Source organism: Thalassospira lucentensis, assembly GCF_032921865.1.
In the GTDB taxonomy this organism is placed as follows: domain Bacteria; phylum Pseudomonadota; class Alphaproteobacteria; order Rhodospirillales; family Thalassospiraceae; genus Thalassospira; species Thalassospira lucentensis_A.
Genome location: NZ_CP136684.1, coordinates 3,657,674 through 3,682,625 on the forward strand (window position 1 = coordinate 3,657,674; position 24,952 = coordinate 3,682,625).

The following is a 24,952-nucleotide window of genomic DNA, read 5'->3' on the forward strand; positions in this document are numbered from 1 at the left end:
GTTCTTAGTTCGACGCCAATGAGCAGCCGCTTTCCGCCGGATCGATGAAAGCTTTGTCGCCGGGCACGGTATCAAGAACGTTGTAGTAATCCCAGTCACCGGTCATCTGGTCAGGAGCTTTGACTTCCATCAGATACATGTCATAGATCATGCGACCATTTGCACCGACTTTGCCGTTTTTGGCAAAAACGTCATTAACCGGCATTTCATGCAGGGCTTTCGCGACGGCCTCGGTTTCATCCGTCCCGGTTTCCTTTACCGCTTTGAGGTACTGCAGGACGGCAGAATAGGTGCCAGCCTGGATCATGTTGGGCATACGCCCGGTGCGATCAAAGAAACGTTTGCCGAATTCGCGGGTTTCATCGTTGCGATCCCAATAGAACCCTTCGGTCAGTGACAGCCCTTGTGCGGCTTCTGCGCCCAAACCATGGACTTCAGCAAGGGTAAAGAGCAGTGCTGCAAGACGCTGGCCACTCTGAACGATGCCGAATTCCGAAGCCTGTTTGATGGCATTGGCGGTATCGAGCCCGGCGTTGGCAAGGCCAATGACTTTTGCGCCGGATGCCTGCGCCTGCAACAGGAACGAGGAATAGTCAGTTGTTGCCAAAGGATGTCGAACCGCACCGACTACCGAGCCACCGTTTTCCTTGACGAAGTTGCCGGTTTGCTCTTCCAGCGAATAACCGAAAGCATAGTCAGCCGTCAGGAAAAACCAGCTATCGCCCCCATTATTCACCAATGCACCGCCGGTGCCCACTGCCAGTGCATGGGTGTCATACGCCCAGTGGAAGCCATAGGGCGAACATTGTTCACCGGTCAGGGCCGTGGTGGCCGCACCGGTTACGATATCGATCTTTTTCTTTTCCTTGGAAATGCCCTGTACGGCCAGAGCGACCGATGAGGTTGTCAGTTCCATGATCGTATCAACCTGATCCTGATCATACCACTGACGCGCAATGTTTGCGGCAACATCGGGTTTGTTCTGATGGTCGGCGGTAATGACTTCGATCTTCTTGTCAAGAACGGTGCCGCCAAAATCCTCGACGGCCATTTTTGCGGCTTCAAAGGACCAGGTGCCACCAAAATCGGCATAGACACCGGATTGATCGTTCAGGATACCAATTTTGACAACATCATCGGAGATTTCGGCATGTGCGGGCAATGCTGCAGCGGCAGCCATTATCGCAACAGATGCAATTGCAATCTTCTTCATCTAGGTTCCTCCCTGATGGAACTATGTTTTCCGGTGTGCCTGCGGGCAAACCAGACGACGCTTCCGGGCCGCTTATTAACCGTTGTTACAGACCGGATGATTGAAGTGTGCCTTGATTGCACATTTTTGTTATTTTAATCGGCTTTTTGATTTGTCCGACTAAGTATCTGAAAAAGAACGATTCATTTCTGATTCTATTCTTGTGTTCAGGACCATGACTTACGCTAACATTGACCAAAACCCGGTCAAATATATAATTTTGGACAATGCTTGTACAAAAATGAACAGGAAGTTGGATGCGCCAGTTCCCTTGGGATGATTTACAGTATTTCCTTGCCGTCGCTCAGGAAGGCAAGCTTTCCTCTGCGGCACGGCGATTGCGAACCAGCCATGTGACGGTTGCACGACGGATTGAGAGGCTTGAACAGGGGATCGGGGCAAAATTGTTTCAGCGCAGTCCGACAGGCTATACATTGACGCCGATGGGGCAAAGGCTGATGGAGCCAGCCCAGGCAATGGCGCTTGAAGCGGACAAAATGCTTAGTGTGGTCGGGGATGGTGCTTTACCGCTCAGCGGGGTAATCCGGCTAAGTGTTCCTGAAGGCTATGGCAATTTTTTCATTGCAGAAAAGCTGCCTCATTTTGCCAGTCAATATCCGAACCTGACCATCGAGATGGTCAATATCCAGCAGATCGTTTCGTTATCGCGGCGCGAGGCGGATGTCTCGGTTTCGCTCAGTACGCCAAAGGCCGGTTCTTATCACTTCGAGAAAATTTCCAGTTACATTCTTTATGTCTATGCATCGCGCGATTATCTTGCCCGCAACCGGGCTATCAAACAGCGCGAGGACCTCGCGGGGCACCCGTTCATCGGTTATATCGAGGACATGATTTTTACCCCGGAACTCAACTATCTGGGTGAAATTATTCCGGGGTTGAGACCGTCTTATCAGACATCCAGTGTTTTTGCGCAGCTCAAAGCCTGCCGTGCGGGTTATGGGCTGTGTGTGTTGCCTTATTATATGGGGGCAATGTTTGACGATTTGGTTGCCGTGATGCCCCGGATTATTCCAATTCATCGCGATTACTGGCTTGTTTGTCATAATGACATGATAGATGCCGCCCGTATCCGACCGTTGATCGAATTCATTCGTCGAGAAACTACTGCGGCACGGGAATGGTTTAACGGCTTTCCCAAGCAATTTGTCTGAGCATTGAATGACAGGAGATGCGATTGGCGATGTTGTGTGACAGGGCTTGCATCTTGTTGTCATTGGCGTCATTTTGATCGATAACGAAAATTAACAATCAAAGACGAAAATTCAGGGCGGAAGGAAGCAATATGGGCAAGCTTGATCGGCGGCGTCGCGAAATCCTTGAACTGGTCGCGGCGAACAGTTTCATGACGATTGATACATTGGCCGATCATTTTGCCGTTACCCCCCAGACCATCCGACGCGATATCAATGAAATGGCCGAAGAAGGCCTTGTTGCGCGTTATCATGGCGGGGCGGCCAGCCTTTCGACCACAGAAAACACAGCCTATACAGACCGTCAGGTTCTTAACCTTGGCAGCAAGCGCGAAATCGCCAAACTGGTGGCACAGCATATCCCCGAAGGGGCGTCGATCTTCATCAATATCGGGACAACTAACGAAGAGGTTGCGCGTGCATTATCGTCCCACAAGAGCCTGAAAATCATCACCAACAACCTGCATGTCGCGCAGATTTGTGCCGCCAATCCGGGGTTTGAGGTGATCATCGCAGGTGGTGTTGTTCGCCAGCGCGATTTTGGCGTGATCGGCGAGGCGACCATCGATTTTATCAACCAGTTCAAGGTGGATTACGCGATTGTTGGGATTTCGGGCGTTGACGAAGACGGCAGCCTGATGGATTTCGATTATCGTGAAGTCCGGGTGGCGCGTGCGATCATTTCCAATGCGCGCCAGACATTCCTGTGTACCGATGCATCGAAATTCGGGCGGCGTGCGATGGTTCGGCTGGGGCATCTGTCTGAAATTGATGCTCTGTTTACCGACCGTCATCCCGGCCCGGTTTGGGCAGATGTCATCCGCGAAGCAGATGTGTCGGTTTATACCGCTAACTGACTGGTATCTGCGATCAGGCAACCATATGGTCGTCACGCTTGCCCATCCGCATGGTAATCGGACCCTGTGACGACCCATTGAGCATCTGGGTCAGGTGCTCATTATGAGCAGCGTCAATCTCAGTGGTTGGACCAGACCAGTAAACTTTGCCGCCATGCATCATCACGAGGTTTGCGTACCGCGTGCGCGCGATCTGCATGTCGTTGGTGATGGTTATGACAGTAGTGCCGCGCTGGGTTGCGATTTTGTTTATCATGAGTTCGATATGGTTTGAAAGAACCGGATCAAGGCCCGCGGTAGGGTTATCAAGCAGCAGGATTTCCGGATCGGTTGAAATGGCGCGTGCAATGCCAACACGTTTCTGCATGCCGCCAGACAGATCACCAGGAGACAGAAAGGCACTGTCTTCGGACAGGCCGACATGGCCAAGCAATTCGATGGCATGGTCTTTCGCGGCCTTGCGTGTCAGTGTCCCGCGCTCGATCTGACGGAAACAGATATTTTCCCAAACCTTCATGCTGTCAAACAGGGCGTTCTGCTGAAACAGCATACCGATCCGTTCTGCCCATTGTTTGCGGGCCGGGGAGCTGGTCTGGCTGACATCATCGCCACCCAGCATGATTTTGCCGTCATCCGCGCCGTGAAGGCCGACGATGCATTTCATCAACACGCTTTTGCCCGCAGCCGACGGTCCGATGACCGCCATGGTTTCCCCCTTGCCAAGCGACAGGCTGACATCATCAAGTGCGGTGTTGGGGCCGAACTTTTTGGTCAGGGACTGGACCGTGATGAAGCCCAATGTCGTGTCAGTGGATGCAGGTGCGGAAGGCGTGGTCATGAAGATGTTTATCCATTGCTGTTTGCCCGCCGATCTTCGGTATTTGACGGGCAGGGGGCAAGTCCGAAATTTACAAAAAAGAAAACGGCCCCGTTTGGGGCCGTTTCCGGTACGTCATAAGCGGAAATCCGCAATGCGTTTTGATTAATGCGACAGGATCTGGCTAAGGAACAGCTTGGTCCGTTCGCTTTTGGGGTTCGCAAAGAATTCCTGCGGACCTGCCATTTCAACGATTTCACCAGCATCCATGAACACGACACGGTCGGCGACCTCTTTGGCGAAGCCCATTTCATGGGTGACGCAAAGCATGGTCATGCCTTCCTTGGCGAGTTCGACCATAACGTCGAGCACTTCCTTGACCATTTCCGGGTCGAGTGCCGAGGTCGGTTCATCGAACAGCATGATTTTCGGTTGCATGCAGAGCGAGCGGGCAATTGCCACACGTTGTTGCTGACCACCGGAAAGCTGGCCCGGGAATTTGTGGGCCTGTTCGGCAATCCGAACGCGCTGCAGATAATGCATCGCCAGATCGATGGCTTCTTTCTTGGGCATCTTGCGAACCCAGATTGGTGCCAGCGTCAGGTTTTCCAGCACGGTCATGTGCGGGAAAAGGTTAAAGTGCTGGAACACCATGCAGACTTCGCGGCGAACGGCTTCAATGTTTTTAACATCGTCGCCAAGCAGAATGCCATCGACGGTGATTTCACCGCTCTGATAGGTCTCAAGACGGTTGAGCGTACGGATCAGGGTCGATTTGCCTGAACCGGACGGACCGCAGATAACGATGCGCTCGCCCTTGCGGACATGCAGATCGATATCCTTGAGAACATGGAAGTTGCCATACCATTTGTTGGCTTTGCTGACGGTAATCACTTCCTCGTTCGACGGAGGAGGGACAACGCCATTGGTGGTTTGTGCTTCTGTAGCTGTCATTGTTTTTTCCTCTCTCCTTACCGCTGCTCGCCCTTGCGGAGCTCTTTTTCAAGATAGGCCGAATATTTGGCCATAGAGAAACAGATCAGGAAGAAAATTGCCGAGGCGAAGGCATAACCCTCGACGTAGTATTTGGTCCATGCCGGGTCGCTGCGCAGTGCCAGCTTGACCGTGCCAAGGAAGTCGAACAGGCCGATGATGACCACCAGCGTTGTATCCTTAAGCATCGAAATGAAGCTGTTGACGGTTGGCGGGATCACCAGACGCAAAGCCTGCGGCAGGATGATCAGACGCATGGACTGCCAATAGGACAGGCCAAGGCTGTCACCGGCTTCAAACTGGCCACGTGGAACAGCCTGCAGACCGCCACGGAACACTTCGGCAAGATAGGCCGCAGTGAACAGGATGATACCGATCTGCGCACGCAACAGCTTGTCGATGGTCACACCGTCCGGAAGGAACAGCGGGAACATTACTGATGCCATGAACAGAACCGTAATCAGCGGTACGCCACGGATCACCTCGATATAGACAACCGAGATCGTCTTGATCGCCGGCATGTTCGACTGACGGCCCAGTGCTAGAAGCAAACCCAGCGGGAAGGCAAAAATGATGCCGATCGCCGACAGGATCAGGGTCAGCGGAAGACCACCCCAATAGCTGTTCTGGACATAGGTCAGACCAAGCACGCCACCCCACATCAGTATGGCAATGATCGGAACCCCGATCACCCACATCGGGATGATCGCCTTGCGGAGGGACGGATATTTAACCCCGCCAAGGCTGAAGCAGATGATGCCCATCAGGACGATCATCGCAAGAAGGGGGCGCCATTGTTCATCGTACGGGTAGGTTCCGAACAGAATGAGGCGCAAGTTGGCGTTAACGAAGCCCCAACACGCACCGGTGACTTCGGCACAGCCTTCAATCGTCGGTTCGAGCGTGGCATTGACGATCGCCCAGTTCACGAGTGGCGGAATAAGCCAAACCAGAAAGGCAATCGAGCCCAGTGTCAGGAGGGTGTTGAACCAGCCGTCAAACAGGTTCTTTTTTGACCATGCAACGGCACGGGCAGAAAAAGTACCTGTGGGAAGCGGAGGTAATTTTGCGTTATCTGCCATCTTACCTCTCCACCAGTGCCATTTTCTTGTTGAACCAGTTCATAAAGAGCGAGGTCAACAAGGACAGACCAAGATAGATCGACATGAAGATCGAAATTGCTTCGATCGCCTGACCGGTCTGGTTCATGGTCGTGTTTGATACCGACACCAGATCCGGATAACCGACAGCGACGGCAAGCGAGCTGTTTTTGGTCAGGTTCAGATACTGGTTAGTCAGTGGCGGAATGGCGACGCGCATGGATTGCGGCAGGATCACCTTGCGAAGGGCAACCGAACGTTTAATGCCAAGGCTGTCGGCGGCTTCCCACTGGCCATGCGGGACGGCCTGAATACCGGAACGTACGACTTCGGCAACATAGGTTGATGTGTAAACCGTGAGGCCAATCAGAACCGCAAGGAATTCCGGCGAGATATTATAACCGCCACGAATGTTGAAGCCTTTGAGTTCAGGCATATCCATATCCGTCGGTGCACCACCGATCAGATAGGCGATAAAGACCAGGCCGACAAAAATACCCGTTCCAACAAGGAATATCGGGAATGGCTGGCCAGTTTCATCCTGGCGCTTTTTTGCCCATTTCTTGATGAAGAAGATCGCAACGACAGCGATGATCGCAGCAATCCCCATCAGGGTATAGGCGTTGTCGGCAACTGGAACCGGCATATACATGCCGCGCGATGTCAAAAGGACACCGGGCAGTGGTTCGAAGGCGTCGCGCGGATGCGGGAACGCGTTCGGAATAACTGCATACCAGAAGAAAAGCTGCAACAGGACCGGGATGTTACGGAAAGTTTCCACGTAAACAGTTGCCAGTTTTCGAACGATCCAGTTCGACGACAGGCGTGCGATCCCGAAAATTGTACCGATAATGGTACACAGAATAATTCCGAGCAAAGACACCTTTACGGTGTTCAGAAGGCCAACCAACAGTGCCGTTGCATAACTGCTTTGTGCACTGTACTGGACCATGCTTTCACTGATTTCGAACGAAGCTTCGAGATCAAGGAAGCCATAACCGGTTGAGATGTTTTGTCGTTCCAGGTTTACCAGCGTATTGGAAACCAGATACCAGCCCGCCAAACAGACAAGTCCGATCGCAATGATTTGGTATAGTATTGCGCGAACGTTCTCGTCATTCAGGTAATCGACGACGGTCTTGGAACGAACACCCCCCGGGGCATTTTGAGTCTTACTCATCTGACCCTCAGGTGTAGATTGTATCCAATATATATATGCCTTAACGAAAAGCTCCGCCCATGCGTTCAGGCAGTGGGGCGGAGCTTCGTTAGGTGCTTTTCAGCCTACGCTAAATATTAGCGAACCGGCCAAGCATATTGCAGACCACCATCGGTCCAGAGAGCGTTCAGGCCGCGCTCGACACCCAGTTTCGCGGTAACGTTTTTCTCGTAGCTTTCGCCATAGTTACCGACCTGCTTGATGATGCGGTATGCCCACTCTTCGTCAAGACCAAGAGCTTCGCCCATGCCCGGGGAGACGCCCAGAAGACGCTGGATGCCCGGATTGGTGCTGCTCTTCATTTCGTCGACATTCGCGCTGGTGACGCCGTATTCTTCGGCTTCAATCATGGCTGCAAGAGCCCAACGACCGATGTCTGCCCACTGTTCGTCACCCTGTGCAACAGCCGGACCAAGCGGTTCTTTGGAAATGATTTCCGGAAGAATCACATAGTCGTCCGGGTTCGGTGCCATGGTAGTACGGATCGAGGCAAGGCCCGATGCGTCAGTGGTGTAAACGTCGCAACGGCCAGAGAAGAAGGCAGCAGTTGCTTCGTTGATGTTTTCGATAACGACCGGCTCGAAGCTCATGCCTTTGGCACGGAAGTAATCGGCCAGGTTGAGTTCGGTGGTGGTGCCCGGTTCGACGCAAACGGTTGCGCCGTCAAGTTCCGTCGCGCTGGATACGCCCAGAGCTTTCGGAATCAGGAAGCCCTGACCATCATAGTAGTTGATACCAAGGAAGGTCAGACCAAGCTTGACGTCGCGCGTCAGGGTCGCCGTGGTGTTACGCGAAAGGATGTCGATTTCGCCGGACTGGAGCGCGGTGAAACGCTGTGCAGCGGTCAACGGGGTGTACTGAACCTTGTTGGCGTCGCCCAGAAGTGCAGCAGCAATGCCACGGCAAACGTCAACGTCGATACCTTCCCATTTACCTTCGGCATTGGCAGCGGAGAAACCCGGAAGACCGGTGTTCACGCCACACTGAACGAAACCTTTAGCCTTGATGCCGTCAAGTACAGCGCCCGCCTGGGCATTGTTCGCGGCGATGGCGGCAACAGACATTGCGCCAGCGGCCAGGATCGTTTTGATTTTCATTAGATGAGCTCCCTCATTAGCAAAGCATTCTTTATGGCTTTGGTAACTTTTATGCCACCCTGGATATGCCAGAGCAGCATATCCTACTGTCCTGTTTTTTTATCGGACCTCCAAATTAAGAAATTTTCGGCTGCTATGTGTCAAGTCTGAAAAATTTCACGCTGGGGGCTTGTTCATCAGATTCGCGTGATTTCCATGCTTTGGTACTGCGCTGGTAAACATTGTTTGAGCGACTACACCCTTCGTCGGCTCCCAAAAGTCGCCATATTTCAAAAGGTTAAAAACCTGTTCGAATGGTCAGGTTCCAAAAACAAACAAATCTCAAAATTTTTTTGTTGCCAGCAATTAAATGAGTAATTTTTGAACAAAGTTAACTGTTGCTCAAAAAATAAACTCTGTTGCGACGCGGAATCGACTTCTGATGTCGGCCTGGCCCTGATCATGACACGTTGCAGTTCTGATTAATCTTTCGCAAAAATGAAAACCCCGTCGTGTGCACAACGAGGTTTTTGCTTCGTCATTTCGCAGGTTTCTGCTAGCTGCGCAGTTCCGGCAAATTGGAGAAAAGTTCAAGTGCAGTGGGGTTTGCAAGCGCTTCCTGGTTCTTTACTGGACGGCCATGAACAACATCGCGCACGGCCAGTTCGGTGATTTTTCCCGACTTTGTGCGCGGGATGTCAGCCACTGCAATGATCTTTGCCGGGACATGCCGCGGGGTGCAGTTGTTCCTGATCTGTTTGCGTATACGGTCGATCAGAAGTTCGTCGAGCTGATATTTTTCGCGCAGCACAACGAAAAGAACGACCCGGACATCGTTATCCCATTCCTGGCCGATGACGATGGATTTTCTGAATTTCGGGCAGCTTTTCGACCTGACGGTAAATTTCGGCGGTGCCGATACGAACACCACCGGGGTTCAGCGTTGCATCGGATCTGCCATAGATAACCATACCGCCATCGTCATCAAGTTCGACATAATCGCCGTGACACCAGATGTTATCGAAGCGATTGAAGTAGGCATCTTTGTAACGTGAACCATCAGGATCGTTCCAGAAGCCAATCGGCATGGACGGGAAGGGGGCGGTACAGACCAGTTCGCCCTTTTCGTTCTGGATTGATTTGCCGTCATCGTCAAAAACATCAACAGCAAGGCCCAGGGCGCGGGTCTGGATGATGCCGCGCTTCACCGGTAAGACCGGACAGGCAAGGACGAAACATCCGAGAATATCTGTGCCCCCCGAGATCGATGCCAGATGGATGTCCGGCTTTATGTCGCGATAGACATAATCGAAGCTTTCAGGTGCCAATGGCGACCCGGTCGATGTCATGGCACGCACGGTCGACAGATTATGGGTTTCGCGCGGTTTGAGCTCGGCCTTGGCCAATGCATCTATATATTTGGCCGATGTCCCGAAAAGGGTCATGCCTTCGGCGTCCGCATAGTCAAACAGGATATTGCCACTGGGGTAGAAGGGCGATCCATCATAAAGCAGCAATGTCGCACCGGCTGCGAGGCCGCCCATCAACCAGTTCCACATCATCCAGCCGCATGTGGTGAAATAGAATACCCGATCACCTGGAACCACATCGCAGTGCAGGACATGTTCAGACACCTGTTTCAGGAGGGTGCCGCCTGCGCCATGCACGATGCATTTCGGCTTGCCGGTCGTACCGGAAGAAAACATCACATAAAGCGGATGATTGAATTCGACCTGTTCAAATGCGATTTTTTCCGCACTGAAGGGGGCCAGGAAATCATCACAGGAAATGCCGCCGCGAATGCCGGTCGTGTTGGTGCCGTCAAAGGCATATTTGACAATCACAACCTTCTGGATCGACGGGATGCGGTCAATTACATCGCGGACCTTTTCGCGAATGTCGTGGCTTTTGCCGTTATAGTGGTAACCATCGACCGTAATCATGAGTTTGGGTTCGATCTGGCCAAACCTGTCAACGACGCCCTGAACACCGAAGTCGGGGGAGGCAGATGACCATGTCGCGCCGATTGCCGCCGTACCGAGCATGGCGATAACGGTTTCGATCATATTGGGCATGTATCCGCAGACGCGGTCGCCTTTGGTAATCCCTTCGGCGCGCAGTGCCTGCGAGAATTTCGATACCGCAATATTCAGATCGCACCATGAAATCCGGGTTTTGACCTTGTCTTCGCCCCAGAACACAAGCGCGTCGGTATGGTCATCGCGCACCAGCAGGTTTTCGGCAAAGTTCAGACGTGCATTGGGGAAGAACTTGGCGCCGGGCATTTTGTCGCCATCGACAAGTACCGTGTCGCCCCAGCTTTCGGCTTTCAGGCCTGCATAATCGATAATTGCAGGCCAGAAATCTTCCTTGCGAGTAACAGACCAGTCATAGAGCGCGTGGAAGCTATCCAGTTTCAAGCTGTGCTTTTCGTTCACCCAGTTGCGAAAACGGGTAACGTTGGCGTTTTCAACGCGGGTCGGACTGGGCTGCCAAAGCAAATCGCTCATGATGGATCCTTTGTTTCCTGCCTGTTTTATTGCAACTACCGACTATTTTTCAGTGTGAAATCGGTATCTCCCTACCACTTTTTTACGGGGAATTATGTTGCACGGCAAGAAAAGTCATGGGGCAGGTGACGCGAAGCATGAATAATCTTGCAGCCTATCCTGCTCTTGTGTGCCGAGATGGCCATATAGTTTATTGAAAATAATGGTTATTTTTTGATTGTTTCTTGTTTTCGAGAAGGTGCATGGCGCCGTCAGATTTCGTGAAATATGGTAATTAAATAACTGAGAAATCCGAAATTTTGTTCGATTGTGATGCGGTCGGATGGCGTTGTGCGATGCGGTATCCTGAAACGGCTTGCGCTTGTCGATATGCTGATTACTCTGTCGCCAATGATGCCACCATCCGGAGTTATTGCCATGTCCAGGATCGACGAAAGCCGCACTTTTGTGCCTGTAAATATTGCCGTTCTGACGGTGAGCGATACCAGAACGCTGGAAAACGATACATCCGGCCAAATCCTTGTCGACCGGATAGAGGTCAAAGGCCACAAGGTTGCTGCGCGTACTATTGTGAAGGACGACTTTGATGTGATCGTCGCACAGTTTAGGCAATGGTGTGATGATCAGGAAATTGACGTAATCATCAGCACAGGCGGCACCGGCGTTACCGGGCGCGATGTAACGACAGAGGCGCATCAGAAGGTTTACGACAAGGAAATACCGGGATTTGGCGAACTGTTTCGCTGGCTTTCTTATGCCAAGATCGGCACATCAACGGTTCAGTCGCGGGCTACCGCCGGAGTTTCAGGCGGGACCTATATGTTCGCGCTGCCGGGATCAAATGGGGCCTGCAAGGATGCCTGGGATGATATTTTGTTTTATCAGCTCGATATTCGTCACCGCCCGTGCAATTTCGTCGAACTGATGCCGCGTTTGACCGAAAAATAATTTGTTGGTCTGACCGGTGTCAGGCACGATCAGCCTCCCTTAGGACGATTTCATGGAAATTATCACCGATCCTTTCTTTTACCTTGTCGGCATCCCGGCTGTGTTGATTGCCGGTGTGTCAAAAAGCGGGTTTGGTGGCGGGCTTGGTGTGATGGCGGTGCCCCTGATGGCATTGGCACTGTCGCCACAGGCTGCGGCGGCGATCATGTTGCCGATATTGTGCCTGATGGATGTTGCGAATGTCTGGGCCTACCGGAAGAACTGGGATCGCCGTAACATGATGATCCTGATTCCGGCAGCCCTCCTTGGTATTTTGATCGGCACATTATCGTTCAGTTATCTGAATGAATATGCCGTGAAGTTGATCATTGCCCTGATTGCCATCGGATTTACGCTTGATCACTGGTTTCGCGGAAAGAAACGTGGTGATGAATCCAGACCTGCCAATTGGGGAAAGGGATCGTTCTGGGGAACCATTGCCGGTTTTACCAGCTTTGTCGCGCATGCTGGTGGCCCGCCGGTCTCTGTTTTCCTGTTACCTCAGCGAATGGACAAGACGGTTTTTGTCGGCACGACCGTCATGTTCTTTATCGTTGTCAATTACGTGAAGCTGATCCCGTACTGGTATCTCGGGCAATTTGGTGGTGCCAATCTTGGCACCGCGCTGGTTCTTGTACCTGTGGCATTGTTCGGAACCTGGCTTGGGCTTTGGGCGCACGATAAGGTGAATGCAAAGCTGTTTTACCGGGTGTGTTATACATTACTGTTTGTGACCGGTCTGAAGCTGTTGTTTGATGCCGTATTGCATTTCGCGAGTGTTTGATCTGTTGTTTCGGGCGTGATCTTATCAAAAGTTGATTTTAGGGGCGGGAATTGTCCCGTCCTTTTTCGTTTGGCTTGGTCTGACCGAAAAATGATAGCAATCCTTTTATGTAAGCATTTTTTCATTAACCAATTGCGCATGAATTGCATATAAATTGCACGCATAAGAATGATGCATAAAAAAAAAGCATCAGCACAGGGTGAAACCGAATTTCACAAGTGGAGCTTGCAGGAATGCCCGAACGAATTTTGCAGGTGGCAACAGACATGTCGCAGCTTGCCAACGAGAAGATTACGGAAATCAAAGGAGTAACCCGGGCGACACGAACGCTGGCGCTGAATGCGCTGATCGAAGCTGCCCGTGCGGGGGAAGTCGGGCGTGGATTTGGCGTTGTGGCCAACGAGGTAAAAGAAATTTCGCAGCGGGTTACCGTAATCACCGAAGAGCTTGAGCAGATGTTCGACAGGCTGGCACTTGATCTTGAGCGTACTGCTCAGACGGCACGCGGTGACCGGTTTTCGGATCTGTCGCGATATATTGTCGAGCTTATGGATCGTAATTTGTACGAGCGATCCTGCGATGTTCGTTGGTGGGCAACCGACGCTGCTGTTGTCGATGTCTGCGAGAATTCCGGAAATGCGGATGTCGGTGTGCAGACATCACAGCGTCTGGGAATAATCCTGGATTCTTATACAGTTTATCTTGATTTGTGGGTTGCTGATTGTAACGGCCGCATCATCGCCAATGGTCGTCCTGATAAATATCGCCTTGTCGGGACGGATATAAGTCAAATGCCTTGGTTTCGCGATGCCATGCGGTGCCGGGACGGCGGTGAATATGCGGTTGCAGATATCGCACGTAATGAATTGCTGGATAACGCTGCTACGGCGACCTATGCCACCGCTGTAAGACGAGGTGGCCAAGCCAAAGGCGAGGTTATCGGTGTTATGGGTGTGTTCTTCGATTGGGAAAATCAGGCTACGATGGTTGTCGGAGCATTGAATTTCAATGATGAAGAGCGCTCACGCACGCGTGTGATGCTTATTGATTCAAAAAATCGCATCATTGCGGCCTCGGATGGTCAGGGTGTCTTGTCTGAACAGATGAAGCTGGAGGTCAAAAACCCAAAGCGCGGCTCTTATCTTTTGGCGGATGGGACGCTTGTTGCCTATGCGTTGACGCCGGGTTATGAGACCTATCAGGGGCTCGGTTGGCGCGGGGTGATTGTCCAGCAATCACGGAATGGGTCAAAGGCCGCAGATAAACCGGCACCGAAACTTGCTGTGGCTTCCTAGCAGATTATTGATATCGTGCCGGTCGGCAAAACAGAACAAAAGCGGGTACCTTAGGAGCCCGCTTTTTCGTTGCCTATTAGCTTGACTGTTTGGCCTCCTGAAATTGGTTCAGGCTTGCGCCGTCACGAAAAAGGAGATAGCGGTAAAATATAATATTACGACAATTCATCGATGAATTGTTAAAATAAGATTTGGGAGGTTCCTGTGACGTTACTGTTTGCCAAGCTTGCAGTATCCATTTCTGTTGTGCTGGGATTATCGATCCTTGCGGAACGGGCAGGCCCGCGTGCCGCAGGCGTCCTCTCAGGTTATCCGCTTGGAACGGCGATCTTGCTGTATTTCATCGGCCTGGAGCAGGGAATGGCCTTTGCCTCGGAAAGTGCGGTTTATGCCCTGCCTGGATTGATTGCGACACTCGCCTTCCTTTACGCGTATTATATGGCCTCCCGCTTGTTGGTCGACCGGAGGCTGATTGTTCAGTTGCCGATAAGCTCGTTTGCAGCCTTTGGCGCATTCATGTTTGTATCCTGGATTTGTCAGCAGATTGCGTTTACCCGTCTTTCCGGCGCGGTTACCTTGCTGGTTGCGATGCTGCTGGCCCTGATACTATTTCGCGGCATAGAGAATGTCCGAATCCTTAACCGGGTGCGGCTGACAAGGCGTGTGGTTTTATTCCGTGCTATTCTGGCATCGCTGATTGTTCTTGGTATCAGTGGCATAGCCGCTTGGATCGGTCCCAAATGGGCCGGGCTGTTTTCCGGTTTCCCTGTAACACTTTATCCGATGATGCTGATCCTGCATGTGTCTTATGGCACCGGTCCCCTTCATACCGTAATCCGCAACTTTCCAAGGGGAATGGGGGCGCTTTGGATTTATATTCTGGCGGTGACGGTGACCTATCCGCTTTGGGGGATCAATATCGGGACGCTCCTGTCTTTCGCAGTTGCGACGATCTATCTGATCGCATATTCCACTTTGGTCTGGATGCGTGAAAAGTCCGTGCGCGCATGACGCCAATCCCATAACATTACGATATATCAGTTCCCAAGGCATCAAAGCCTTCGACCGGAAGGATGATCTGCATGCAGCAGGTTCAGTCATTGGTAAGGGCGATCAGCATTCTGAACACACTTGCAGACAGCGAGTATGGAATGACTTTGACCGAAATCGCTCATCAGGTGCATTTGCCACCCTCAACCGTTCATCGTTTGCTGACTACGATGCAGCACGAACGTTATGTGACTTTTGACGGTGAACGAACACTCTGGTCAATTGGGGTGCAGGCATTCAGCGTTGGCAATGCATTTACCAAAAACCGCAACCTCAGCCAGATTGCGCGTCCCTATATGCGGGCGTTGATGGAAGACAGCGGAGAAACGGTTAATCTTGCCGTTGCCGATGGCGGGGAAGTCATTTTCCTGTCGCAGGTCGAGTGTCGCAAGATGATGCGTGCATTGGTCACTCCGGGACGGCGCGCACTTATGCATTGTTCGGGGGTTGGCAAGGCGTTGTTGGCGTTCCTGCCGGAAGAGGAAGTGACTGCTGTCATTACGCAGCACGGCTTGCCGAAAATCACCGAACGCACCCTGATCAGCGAAGATACCTTGAAAACCGATCTGGATAGATCAAGGCACCGTGGATATGCGCTTGATGATGAAGAGCATGCCGTCGGTTTGCGGTGTGTTGCCGGTGTCGTGCGCGATGAAACCGGATTGCCAATTGCAGCGCTCTCCCTTTCCGGACCCGCCGCGCGCATCCCTAATGACCGGATAGAGCAGTTCGGCCTGAAAGTGCGTCGGGTTTGTGCCGATCTCAGCCGCGAATATGGCGGCAAGCCGGTATGACGCGATCAGGTTTGTGATGTGACTGGTGCGGCAAATCTGAACTGGTCTTTGCCGCTTTTTTTCGCTTGATACATTGCCTTGTCGGCAACAGAAATCATGTCATCGAAATTGTCGGCATGTTCGGGGTAAAGGGCAATTCCGATTGATGCCGATGCTTCGTATGTCTGTTTCTGGCTTGAAATGTTGATCGGTGAGCTTGTCAGTGATTGCAAAACTTTGCGTGCAACGATTTCAGCATCTTCGAGTGTTTCCGTACCGGGAAGAATAACCGTGAATTCGTCGCCGCCAATCCGGGCGACGGTATCGACTTCGCGTAAGCTGTGACGAAGCCTTTGCGCCACCTCCACCAGAACCTTGTCCCCGATGACATGACCGTGCATGTCATTTAGCTGTTTGAAACCATCCAGATCAACATACATCAGCGCGAAACGCTCCTTGCGGCGTTTCGCGAGCTTGATGGCATATTCAAGCCGGTCCACAAACAGATACCGGTTTGGAAGGTCGGTCAGGGCATCGTGCGTGGCCTGATAGCGCACAAGGTCTTCGGCAATCTTGCGTTCGGATATATCGCGAAAACTGGTCAGGCGCAGTTTGACGCCATCAATCACAACATTGCGCCCGTTGATTTCGCAGGGAAAAAGCGTTCCGTCTTTACGCCTGGCTGTCGCCTCGTAAGGTTTATCGTACCCGGATTGAATGTTGTCGATAACCATTTGCAGGCTGCTTTCGGCGATAATGTCCACTGCGCTCATCAGCAGTAACTCGTCACGCGAGTGGCCAAACATCCGTTCGGCCGCGATATTGGCATCAACGCACTTGCCGGCATCATGCAAAAACAAACCTTCACTCGACAGATTGGCCATCTGTTCAAGGCGTTGTTCGCTTTCGGTCCGTAGCGTGCGTTCCCGAACCAGTTCGGTAATGTCCCAGGCAATGCATTCGATCATGCTGTCGGGTGTATGAGGTGGCATGGTCCGGCACTGAATGCGAAGCCAGCGTCTCTGTTCGGCAACGGTAAATACCGCTATTTCGGCTTCGACAATTTGCCCGTCTCTACGTAGTGCGCGTTCACGCAGATCAGCCAAGTCCTTGTTGGCTGATAGAACATCCTGAATACGGTGGTGTGAATTTCCAGCTTTTTCGTCAATGCCCAGCCATTTCAATCCAAGATCTGATGCAAATTCGATCTTGCCTTGCGGGGTAATGCCAAATACCAGGCCGGGCAGGTGGGCGTACAGATTGTCGCGCATTGCCCGGTAACGGGACCAAAGCCAGGTGATTGCGACAATGATAAATATGCCGCCACCCATCAGGATGATCTCACCCAGCAAGGTCAGTGAAGCATTGTAACCGGGCTCCAGTTCGAGGAAATAAGGGGCAAAGACCCCTAGCCAAAGTCCGAGTGCAACCCAGAACAGAAGCAGGGCGACCAGATAGCGGCTATGGGGCCGAATATGTTTGATCTTCCCGAGTATAGCTTTTCCCCCCTGACATCAGGGAAAGCTTATACCTTCAAGAAAAGAACTCAACAAGACACAGGTTATGTCAGAATTTGTCAGGCTTTTCATCATTCTGTGACGGTTTTTGCACAGGCTGATATAATGTTTGCGGGTTCACATTCCAGGGCAGGACACGCCAGTTCCACCTAGGCCACAATAGCCGTCCGGGTTTTTGTGCAGATATTGCTGATGAAAATCTTCGGCGTAGAAGAAGGTCGGCGCAGTCTGAATTTCGGTTGTGATTGCATCGCGACCTGCGGCCCTGAGAGCATTCAGGTATTGAGTGCGGGATTCTTCAGCACCCATCTTCTGCTTGTCATTCAGGGTGTAAATTACTGACCGGTACTGGGTGCCGATGTCATTACCCTGACGCATGCCTTGGGTCGGGTCGTGGTTCTCCCAGAACAGACGCAGTAGTGTCTGATACGAGATAACAGCCGGATCATAGACCACCAGAACAACTTCCGCATGACCGGTCATGCCGCTGCAAACCTCGCGATAGGTCGGGTTTTCAGTGTAACCGCCAGCATAACCCGCGGCTGTGGTATAGACGCCCTCTTGTTTCCAGAAAAGGCGTTCGGCCCCCCAGAAGCAGCCCATACCAAACACAGCCGTTTCAAGATTATCGGGAAACGGACCGGTCATCGGATTACCTGTAACCACATGACGGTCAGCTACCTGCAATTTCTCGGCGCGGCCGGGCAGGGCCGTTTCGGCAGACGGGATCGTGATTTTTTCAGGGGAGGTCGAAGAGAACATGTCAAAACCTGACTTGTGTTGATGGGCTGACCTGCAATTTAACCCAGATCGTCACTTTGGCAATCGCCTTCACGGTAAATTGTCTTTGAACATTCTTTTGGCGGCAGCTTTAACGGGCGCGATAATCGTGTTTACCAACGCCATCAGCGCCGGATACCGCCGATTTGAGACGCTCGAGACATTTGAAATCGACCATGTTAATGATCGGCGGCGGGATCAACCTGTTCATCGGATGTGTGTTTCTGCCATTGCCCCCGCCATTTTTTGGAATGGTTTTCATCGCAATCGGCATACCGATGCTGGCTGCGGGATCAAAGCGTACCAGACGTTTCATTCAATACCTGCGATGGCGATATTACCGACATAACAGCAAGATTGAGGCGATTATCGCACGACTGCCGGGTTTTCTTCGTCGACACGGTCGTAAGACACGACCCGAGGCTCTTCACCGGCATCGTTCATTCGGTCAATGGTCGGATAAGTCGTCAGGTATCGGGACATCTCCCGGAAACAAGTCCGGGTCGTAAGCGAACCGTTCAGGCAGGGATCAGGGCGTCATGTGCCGGATAAGGCAATCAATCCCCGCCCGTTTCAGGCCGTTGCAGGCAGACTGTGCCTCGGACTGGCTGGCATATTGACCGGTCATCAGACGGAAAAACAGCCCTTGACCCTCAATCGCAATGCTTTGCACCTCGTGGCTTGCACCCCGAAGAATACCGTCGCCCATGGTTTCAAATTTCAGCCAGCGTGACTCTGCCATTTCGCGGGACCGATACGCTGCCAACTGCACTGTATAGTAAGAATTCAGTACCGGGGCAGGTTGCATTGGTTCCGCTTTGGGGGCAGAGGATGGCGGGACTGATTTTGTGTCGGGTTCTGGTTGCATTGTCGCTGGTGTACTACTGGTTGCGGCTGTTGACGTCGCATCCACTATCGGAACTTCGATCAGATTATTATTGGTGGCAGCTGCTTCGTCGGCGAGTTCCAGCGAGCCACTTTCAACCGGGCGCGTTGTCGACAGCAGCGCCTTGTTTGACGCGCTTGGGGTAACTGCATCCCCCTTGATGATGCCCGGTGTCGTTGCTGAAGCCGTTGTGACGGTTGTGGTTGTCCCCTTGGAGGCCGCCATTGAAGCAGATGGGGCAGCTATTTGTTTGGCAGAGCGATCAACAGATGTGAGGCGTGCGGTATTACTACTCACATCCATTCGCATCGCAGGGAGAGCTGTTGTCGAATCTTCAGGCTGTACATTGACGGCAATGGTATTTTTGTAGAAGTCACGATTTCTTTGCACTGTGGGTGGGTCGGGAAGTTCTGGCCCGGGCGCAACAATCGCCGAGGCGACGACCGTGTCAATCTCGCGTGATCGGGCAAGAGCCGGATTGGCGGCGTCCATTGCCTTGATGCGCTTTTGTGCAAGACTTGTGATCGTGCCGCTCAGCATGATGCCGTTACCGCAATTGATCGCGATCGAGGCATACGGGTCAGCCGCCGTCAGCCAGAGATAAAGACGACGTGCCTTCGCGTGCTTCCCTTCCAGGTCAAGTGCCATTGCATGGCGGAGATCATCTGCCGGTTTGCCCTGAAGTGCTATCGGATCTTCTGTGCTGTCAACCTGAGGCAGGAGGGATGCAGTGTCTTTTGAAGAGCCGTCAAAGAACAGGCCGCAGGCCGCACTGTCAATCCCGGCTGTCATTGCAGTTTCTGACGGACGGTTGGTATCGCTTATCTTGATCTGGTTTGATGCGTCATCATCACCAAATAACGACATCATATCGTCTGACGAGCATCCGGAAAGCAGGGGGGTAAACAGGGCCATCGTCAGGCAGCCATATTTCCAGCGTGACGAGATGACAGACTTGGCGCTTTTATTGATCAATTGGCACCTGATTTCCCTTTGAGCCCCCGGAGGTCCAATGCATGGACGTCACCAATTTTGCAATCGGGCGGCATACTGTCAAGCAGTCAGCGAAAACAGATGATCGATTTAGCCCCGCGTTTTGGCGGGGTATCTTTTTTAGACAGAATTGGCTGTGTAATCAGGATATCAGCGGTTCATTAATGGAACGATAATCCCGGCAAGGAGAACCAGAACCGTAATTGCAAGGACGATATTGACGATGCCCTTACTAAACTGGTTGGCAACGTCGTGGCTGACGCCGGAGTTTTTTGAACGTGATTTTGCCGTTCCGCCATTACCTGCACCACTTTCCTGACGGGTAAGGATTTTCACGACCTGCTTCTTATCGCGCTTTGTAGCGTCGTCATATTTGCTTTCGACGACACGGACTTCGGTATTGTTGTTGTTGGTTAATGCATTTTTTGCGGAATTGATTGCGCTTTGATAATCCGAAAGCGTTTCCAAATCCATTTGCTGTCCGGTGCTGCGTACAACAACTACAGTATAACTTTTACGCATGACAGCGTCAGACATGACCAAGCCCAGTTCCATGTATTACCCAAACAGGGGTAATACATGGCGACAAATGCGCTTATTGCAAAGCTATCCGAACGAATAGTTTTTTAAGGTTTTTTGCCGGATAAACTTATTGCGAGATTTTGGTGGCGAGTTCTTTGTATTCATCGCAATCCATGCCGCAAACTTTTTCCAGTCGGGCAAGGTTTTCGCGCGCCATATCCGGTTTTCCGGTCTGGAGGAAAAGTTCTCCCTGATATTCCAATGCACCCTTGTGTTCCGGGTTGATCATCAGGGCACGTTCGTAGTTTTGGGCTGCGCTATCATAGTCGCCTGACTTGCGCTGGCTATAAGCAAGGTAATTCAGAAGATCGGCATTTTTCGGATCATCTTCGAGCATGCCTTCAAGGCTTGCAATTGCTGTGTCGTATTTGCCCGAATCAATCATTTTAACGACTTCCGACAAATCGGGAGTGTCACTGCCCCAACTGCTGCCGCTACCCATTGCCAAGGCCGCGGAGGATACGGTGCCCAATGCAAGCGTCATCGCCAGCGATGCAACAAAATGACGGATTTTACCTTTGGAATTCATTGTCGCTACCTTTTTCAAGAAAACACATGCATCAGATACGTTGGGGACGCGGTTTCAGTTTCGGATTTAGCACAACTTTGCATTAAGTGCAGTCACGAGTTGGTGAAAGCGTTAAATCGGAAAATACTGAAATATATGAAGACCCGGGGAGTGTCGATGAAATCTGTGGTTTCGGGAAACAAAAAAAGGCCCGCATCAAACGTTGCGGGCCTTTAGTGTTTTAGTTTCGATCAGAAGTCGGCCTGGATCACGCGATCGCGGATTTCGGTTGCCATGGCTTCAGCCAGTTCGTCGATCCCCATGGTTTTCTGATGCTGGAAACCAAGGCGACGGACCGATGCTGTTTTTTCCTCTGCCTCGCGTTTGCCAAGGGCGAGGATCAGTGGGATTTTCGCATGGCTGTGTTCGCGAACCTTGTAGCTGATCTTTTCGTTGCGAAGGTCAAGTTCAACGTTCAAGCCTTTGGCTTGAAGTGTTTTTTTCACTTCTTCCGCGTAGCTATCTGCTTCGTTGGTGATCGAGCAGATCACCGCATGAACAGGCGACAGCCAAAGCGGCAGGCGACCGGCATAGTTTTCGATCAGAATGCCGATGAAGCGTTCAAGCGAGCCAAGGATCGCACGGTGCAGCATGACCGGACGATGCTTTTCACCGTCTTCACCCATATAGGACGCATCAAGACGTTCCGGTAGGACGAAGTCGGCCTGAAGAGTTCCACACTGCCAGTCACGGCCAATCGCATCACGCAGAACGAACTCAAGCTTCGGCCCGTAAAACGCGCCTTCACCCGGGTTGATTTCAAGCGTCAGACCGGCTTCTTCAGCAGCTTCGCGAAGGGCTGTTTCGGCCTTGTCCCAGATTTCATCGGAACCGGCACGGACTTCCGGGCGGTCCGAGAATTTGACGAGGATGTCGGTAAAGCCGAAATCCATGTAAACCGATTTCAGAAGGTCACAGAAAATCTTGGTTTCCGAGACAATCTGGTCTTCGGTACAGAAGATATGCGCATCATCCTGAATGAACTGGCGCACTCGCATAATACCATGCAGGCCGCCGGATGGCTCGTTACGATGGCAACAGCCGAACTCCGCCATACGCAGCGGCAGGTCACGATAGGATTTACTGCCCATACGGAAAATCTGCACGTGGCACGGGCAGTTCATCGGCTTGAGAGCCAGAACTTTTTCGGGATCGTCTTCATCCGGGGTCGTGGTGAACATGTTCTCGCGGAACTTTTCCCAGTGGCCGGATTTTTCCCAAAGGATACGGTCGACAAGCTGCGGCGTGCGGACTTCCTGATAGCCTTCTGCATCAAGACGTTCACGGATATAGGTTTCGACCTTGCGATACAGTTTCAGGCCTTTGTCGTGCCAGAAAACCGAACCTTGGGCTTCTTCCTGCATGTGGAAGAGGTCCATTTCGCGACCAAGGCGACGATGGTCACGCTTTTCGGCTTCTTCAAGCATGTGTAGGTAGGCATCAAGGTCTTCCTGCGTTTCCCAGCAGGTGCCATAGATACGCTGCAGCATCTCGTTATCCGAGTTGCCACGCCAATAAGCACCTGCAACCTTCATCAGTTTGAAGGCCTTGCCGATCTTGCCGGTCGACGGGGCATGCGGGCCACGGCACAGGTCAATGAAATTGCCCTGGCGATAGCAGGTGATCGTTTCGGTTTCCGGCAGATCTCGGATGATCTCGGCTTTGTAGTCTTCACCCTTTTCGAGGAAGAACTTGATAGCCTCGTTACGATCCCATACTTCGCGTTCGATTTTCTCGTTAAGTTCGACGATCTTGTGCATCTGCTTTTCGATCTTGATCAGATCGTCCGGCGTAAAGGGCGTCTTGCGGGCGAAGTCGTAATAGAAACCGTTTTCGATGGATGGGCCAATTGTGACCTGCGTGTCCGGGTACAATTCCTGAACCGCTTCGGCCATGACATGGGCGCAGTCATGCCGGATCAGCGGCAGAACTTCCTTGTGCCCCTTGGTCACGATTTCGATGGCGGCATCAGTGTCGATTTCGCGCGACAGGTCGCGCAATTCGCCGTTAACGATGATGGCAAAGGATTTCTTTGCCAGCGAGGGACTGATGCTTTTGGCAACATCGAAACCCGATACAGGACCGTCAAATTCGCGTACGGCGCCGTCCGGAAGGGTGAGGGCAATCATGTCTGGCTCAACTCTGCTTTATCTGCGGGCATAAATGTCATGTGCGCATTTTTCAAACCCGCATGTTTACGCGGGCTTTAGGCACAAGAAAAGGAATTTCAGGATGAGGTCAAGTTCGCTCTTTGAAAAAAGCGACTGGGGAAGCATCACAAAAAGCCGCGACGCCAAAAAGACGTGCAGTGATTGTGCATTCCATCAATTTCTTGTCGGCCATGCCGTGCATTGATGCTATCCCGTTAATTGAGAAGCCAATATAGCATCAAAAAAGAGCAGGGCAAGCCGTAACCCGGTTAAGATTTTACAGCAGTTCCTTGTTCTTGTACTTTGCCAAAATACCAGATTGAAACGGCGCCACCACGCCAAAGCCTCATAAGGTAAGCCCCGCATGTCCAGCCCCGAAGTGCGTCGAAATGTTCTGTTTTTAAGTTTATGCGTTGCGTTGTCAGCCAGTGCGATGTCGCTGCTGTTTACCGTTGCCGCCGTGATCGGTTATTCGCTGGCGCCGGACAAGTCACTGTCAACATTGCCGGTTGCCTTCACCATGATCGCGATGATGGCAACGACCGCCCCGTCCGCGTTGATGATGAACCGGTTCGGTCGACGGGTTGGGTTCTGGATCGGATCGGTGATCGGGATGCTGGGTGCTGTTTCCGGCATGGGGACGGTTTATTTTGGCAGTTTCTGGCTTCTTTGCGTGGCGTGTGCCTGTATCGGGTCTGCCAATGCCATCGCCATGCAATATCGTTTCGCTGCCGCCGAAGCGGCGCCCCCAGAGTTCCGCTCACGGGCAATTTCCCTGACCATGCTGGGCGGGCTTGCTGCCGCTTTTGTCGGACCAAATCTGGCAAGTTTTGCACGCAACTGGTTCGATACGGTTCCGTTCCTGGGGACTTTTGTGGCTCTGATCGGTTTGCAATTTCTGCTGGTTCTTGCAATTGGCCAGTTGCGCTTGCCGGATATGCGCGGCACCAAGCATGATGAACCTGCGCGTCCGCTTAAAATGGTGATAGGACAACCTGCGGTGATCATCGCAATGATTGCAGGGGCGCTTGGTTATGCGGTCATGAGCTTTGTCATGACCGCAACACCGCTTGCGATCCTTGATTGCAATTACGAATTTGGCGATGCCGCGTTCATCATACAGTGGCATGTGGTGGGCATGTATGCGCCGGGCTTCGTTACCGGCAACCTGATCCGCCGTTTTGGCGCGCTTACCATCATTCAGGTCGGTGCAGTGCTCAACCTGATCTGTCTGGCATTCGGTCTGGCGGGTGAGGATCTGATCGGCAACTTCTGGCCGTCTCTTGTACTGCTTGGGGTCGGATGGAACTTTATGTTTGTCGGTGCCACGACTTTCCTTACGGAAAACTATCGTCCGGCCGAGCAGGCCCGCGTGCAGGCGATCAACGAATTCGTCGTGTTCGGGACGGTTGCGGTTGCGTCATTGTCCGCCGGTTCGATCTATGCTGGGCCCGGTTGGGCAACTTTGCTGTATTCTGCTGCACTGCCGGTTGGATTGGTGATGTTGGTTCTTGCCGGTTATGCATTGCGTCACCGTCGCCAGCACGCCTGA

Annotated in this window: 21 protein-coding genes and 1 pseudogene; 8 read left to right on the forward strand and 14 right to left on the reverse strand. The window is 52.2% G+C overall.

The genetic code is table 11. The annotated features are described in order from the left end of the window. Positions 1–4: 4 nt before the first annotated feature. Positions 5–1,213, reverse strand: coding sequence for an ABC transporter substrate-binding protein (locus R1T41_RS17670; protein ID WP_297012518.1), 1,209 nt, complete (start codon positions 1,211–1,213; stop codon positions 5–7). A 296-nt stretch (positions 1,214–1,509) separates the two neighbouring features. Here R1T41_RS17670 and R1T41_RS17675 point away from each other — a divergent pair, with 296 nt between their 5' ends. Both R1T41_RS17675 and R1T41_RS17680 read left to right on the forward strand, forming a co-directional pair. After that, positions 1,510–2,424, forward strand: a complete 915-nt coding sequence (locus tag R1T41_RS17675) for a LysR family transcriptional regulator (protein WP_062960007.1) — start codon at positions 1,510–1,512, stop codon at positions 2,422–2,424. Positions 2,425–2,555: 131 nt separating this feature from the next. Beyond that, positions 2,556–3,320 (forward strand): DeoR/GlpR family DNA-binding transcription regulator, encoded by a 765-nt coding sequence (locus R1T41_RS17680; RefSeq protein WP_062949058.1) that lies wholly within the window; start codon positions 2,556–2,558, stop codon positions 3,318–3,320. Between the two features lie 13 nt (positions 3,321–3,333). On the opposite strand, the gene R1T41_RS17685 is transcribed toward R1T41_RS17680, so the two are convergent. The 6 genes and pseudogenes from R1T41_RS17685 to R1T41_RS17710 form a co-directional block, all read right to left on the reverse strand. Next, a complete protein-coding gene (locus tag R1T41_RS17685; RefSeq protein ID WP_317338251.1) occupies positions 3,334–4,158 on the reverse strand; it encodes an ABC transporter ATP-binding protein in 825 nt (274 codons plus the stop codon). Positions 4,159–4,302: 144 nt separating this feature from the next. Beyond that, a complete protein-coding gene (locus tag R1T41_RS17690; protein ID WP_062949054.1) occupies positions 4,303–5,091 on the reverse strand; it encodes an amino acid ABC transporter ATP-binding protein in 789 nt (262 codons plus the stop codon). Between the two features lie 17 nt (positions 5,092–5,108). Continuing rightward, complete coding sequence (locus R1T41_RS17695) at positions 5,109–6,212, reverse strand: amino acid ABC transporter permease (RefSeq protein ID WP_062960005.1); 1,104 nt, start codon at positions 6,210–6,212, stop codon at positions 5,109–5,111. A 1-nt stretch (position 6,213) separates the two neighbouring features. Continuing rightward, a complete protein-coding gene (locus R1T41_RS17700) occupies positions 6,214–7,410 on the reverse strand; it encodes an amino acid ABC transporter permease (protein WP_062949050.1) in 1,197 nt (398 codons plus the stop codon). Between the two features lie 116 nt (positions 7,411–7,526). Next, a complete protein-coding gene (locus tag R1T41_RS17705; RefSeq protein WP_082824660.1) occupies positions 7,527–8,546 on the reverse strand; it encodes an amino acid ABC transporter substrate-binding protein in 1,020 nt (339 codons plus the stop codon). A gap of 535 nt (positions 8,547–9,081) precedes the next feature. Further along, positions 9,082–11,035 (reverse strand): annotated as a pseudogene (locus tag R1T41_RS17710) (acetoacetate--CoA ligase). A gap of 417 nt (positions 11,036–11,452) precedes the next feature. Between R1T41_RS17710 and moaB the strand changes: the two are divergent. The 5 genes from moaB (at position 11,453) to R1T41_RS17735 (ending at position 15,945) form a co-directional block, all read left to right on the forward strand. Next, complete coding sequence (moaB, locus tag R1T41_RS17715; protein WP_317338257.1) at positions 11,453–11,983, forward strand: molybdenum cofactor biosynthesis protein B; 531 nt, start codon at positions 11,453–11,455, stop codon at positions 11,981–11,983. 52 nt (positions 11,984–12,035) lie between these two features. After that, a complete protein-coding gene (locus R1T41_RS17720; RefSeq protein WP_097050327.1) occupies positions 12,036–12,806 on the forward strand; it encodes a sulfite exporter TauE/SafE family protein in 771 nt (256 codons plus the stop codon). A 233-nt stretch (positions 12,807–13,039) separates the two neighbouring features. Beyond that, positions 13,040–14,101: a methyl-accepting chemotaxis protein gene (locus R1T41_RS17725; protein ID WP_317338259.1), complete on the forward strand. Its 1,062-nt coding sequence runs from the start codon at positions 13,040–13,042 to the stop codon at positions 14,099–14,101. Between the two features lie 204 nt (positions 14,102–14,305). Next, positions 14,306–15,112: a hypothetical protein gene (locus tag R1T41_RS17730; RefSeq protein WP_317338261.1), complete on the forward strand. Its 807-nt coding sequence runs from the start codon at positions 14,306–14,308 to the stop codon at positions 15,110–15,112. 71 nt (positions 15,113–15,183) lie between these two features. Next, positions 15,184–15,945, forward strand: coding sequence for an IclR family transcriptional regulator (locus R1T41_RS17735; RefSeq protein ID WP_317338263.1), 762 nt, complete (start codon positions 15,184–15,186; stop codon positions 15,943–15,945). A gap of 5 nt (positions 15,946–15,950) precedes the next feature. Here the strand turns inward: R1T41_RS17735 and R1T41_RS17740 are convergent, their stop codons facing one another. From R1T41_RS17740 to thrS, 7 genes are all read right to left on the reverse strand, one after another. Further along, positions 15,951–17,276 carry a sensor domain-containing diguanylate cyclase gene (locus R1T41_RS17740; protein WP_317338265.1) on the reverse strand — a complete coding sequence of 442 codons (1,326 nt, stop codon included), beginning with the start codon at positions 17,274–17,276 and terminating at the stop codon, positions 15,951–15,953. 282 nt (positions 17,277–17,558) lie between these two features. Then, complete coding sequence (msrA, locus tag R1T41_RS17745) at positions 17,559–18,203, reverse strand: peptide-methionine (S)-S-oxide reductase MsrA (RefSeq protein WP_114110276.1); 645 nt, start codon at positions 18,201–18,203, stop codon at positions 17,559–17,561. A gap of 109 nt (positions 18,204–18,312) precedes the next feature. Continuing rightward, positions 18,313–18,537, reverse strand: coding sequence for a hypothetical protein (locus R1T41_RS17750; protein WP_097050323.1), 225 nt, complete (start codon positions 18,535–18,537; stop codon positions 18,313–18,315). Positions 18,538–18,750: 213 nt separating this feature from the next. Beyond that, positions 18,751–20,082, reverse strand: a complete 1,332-nt coding sequence (locus R1T41_RS17755) for an SPOR domain-containing protein (RefSeq protein ID WP_317338267.1) — start codon at positions 20,080–20,082, stop codon at positions 18,751–18,753. 168 nt (positions 20,083–20,250) lie between these two features. Further along, positions 20,251–20,637: a hypothetical protein gene (locus tag R1T41_RS17760; RefSeq protein ID WP_247742204.1), complete on the reverse strand. Its 387-nt coding sequence runs from the start codon at positions 20,635–20,637 to the stop codon at positions 20,251–20,253. A 112-nt stretch (positions 20,638–20,749) separates the two neighbouring features. After that, the gene (locus R1T41_RS17765) at positions 20,750–21,211 is read right to left on the reverse strand and encodes a tetratricopeptide repeat protein (protein WP_209222286.1); all 462 of its coding nucleotides are present in this window, start codon (positions 21,209–21,211) and stop codon (positions 20,750–20,752) included. A 230-nt stretch (positions 21,212–21,441) separates the two neighbouring features. Beyond that, positions 21,442–23,379, reverse strand: a complete 1,938-nt coding sequence (gene thrS, locus R1T41_RS17770) for a threonine--tRNA ligase (RefSeq protein WP_317338270.1) — start codon at positions 23,377–23,379, stop codon at positions 21,442–21,444. 385 nt (positions 23,380–23,764) lie between these two features. Between thrS and R1T41_RS17775 the strand changes: the two genes are divergently transcribed. After that, positions 23,765–24,952: an MFS transporter gene (locus R1T41_RS17775; RefSeq protein ID WP_317338273.1), complete on the forward strand. Its 1,188-nt coding sequence runs from the start codon at positions 23,765–23,767 to the stop codon at positions 24,950–24,952.

Bases quoted from the DNA above. Each gene is read 5' to 3' on its own strand.
- R1T41_RS17670 (WP_297012518.1), bottom strand. From the start codon at position 1,213: ATGAAGAAGATTGCAATTGCATCTGTTGCGATAATGGCTGCCGCTGCA.
- R1T41_RS17675 (WP_062960007.1), top strand. From the start codon at position 1,510: ATGCGCCAGTTCCCTTGGGATGATTTACAGTATTTCCTTGCCGTCGCT.
- R1T41_RS17680 (WP_062949058.1), top strand. From the start codon at position 2,556: ATGGGCAAGCTTGATCGGCGGCGTCGCGAAATCCTTGAACTGGTCGCG.
- R1T41_RS17685 (WP_317338251.1), bottom strand. From the start codon at position 4,158: ATGACCACGCCTTCCGCACCTGCATCCACTGACACGACATTGGGCTTC.
- R1T41_RS17690 (WP_062949054.1), bottom strand. From the start codon at position 5,091: ATGACAGCTACAGAAGCACAAACCACCAATGGCGTTGTCCCTCCTCCG.
- R1T41_RS17695 (WP_062960005.1), bottom strand. From the start codon at position 6,212: ATGGCAGATAACGCAAAATTACCTCCGCTTCCCACAGGTACTTTTTCT.
- R1T41_RS17700 (WP_062949050.1), bottom strand. From the start codon at position 7,410: ATGAGTAAGACTCAAAATGCCCCGGGGGGTGTTCGTTCCAAGACCGTC.
- R1T41_RS17705 (WP_082824660.1), bottom strand. From the start codon at position 8,546: ATGAAAATCAAAACGATCCTGGCCGCTGGCGCAATGTCTGTTGCCGCC.
- moaB (WP_317338257.1), top strand. From the start codon at position 11,453: ATGTCCAGGATCGACGAAAGCCGCACTTTTGTGCCTGTAAATATTGCC.
- R1T41_RS17720 (WP_097050327.1), top strand. From the start codon at position 12,036: ATGGAAATTATCACCGATCCTTTCTTTTACCTTGTCGGCATCCCGGCT.
- R1T41_RS17725 (WP_317338259.1), top strand. From the start codon at position 13,040: ATGCCCGAACGAATTTTGCAGGTGGCAACAGACATGTCGCAGCTTGCC.
- R1T41_RS17735 (WP_317338263.1), top strand. From the start codon at position 15,184: ATGCAGCAGGTTCAGTCATTGGTAAGGGCGATCAGCATTCTGAACACA.
- msrA (WP_114110276.1), bottom strand. From the start codon at position 18,203: ATGTTCTCTTCGACCTCCCCTGAAAAAATCACGATCCCGTCTGCCGAA.
- R1T41_RS17750 (WP_097050323.1), bottom strand. From the start codon at position 18,537: ATGAAACGTCTGGTACGCTTTGATCCCGCAGCCAGCATCGGTATGCCG.
- R1T41_RS17760 (WP_247742204.1), bottom strand. From the start codon at position 20,637: ATGTCTGACGCTGTCATGCGTAAAAGTTATACTGTAGTTGTTGTACGC.
- R1T41_RS17765 (WP_209222286.1), bottom strand. From the start codon at position 21,211: ATGAATTCCAAAGGTAAAATCCGTCATTTTGTTGCATCGCTGGCGATG.
- thrS (WP_317338270.1), bottom strand. From the start codon at position 23,379: ATGATTGCCCTCACCCTTCCGGACGGCGCCGTACGCGAATTTGACGGT.
- R1T41_RS17775 (WP_317338273.1), top strand. From the start codon at position 23,765: ATGTCCAGCCCCGAAGTGCGTCGAAATGTTCTGTTTTTAAGTTTATGC.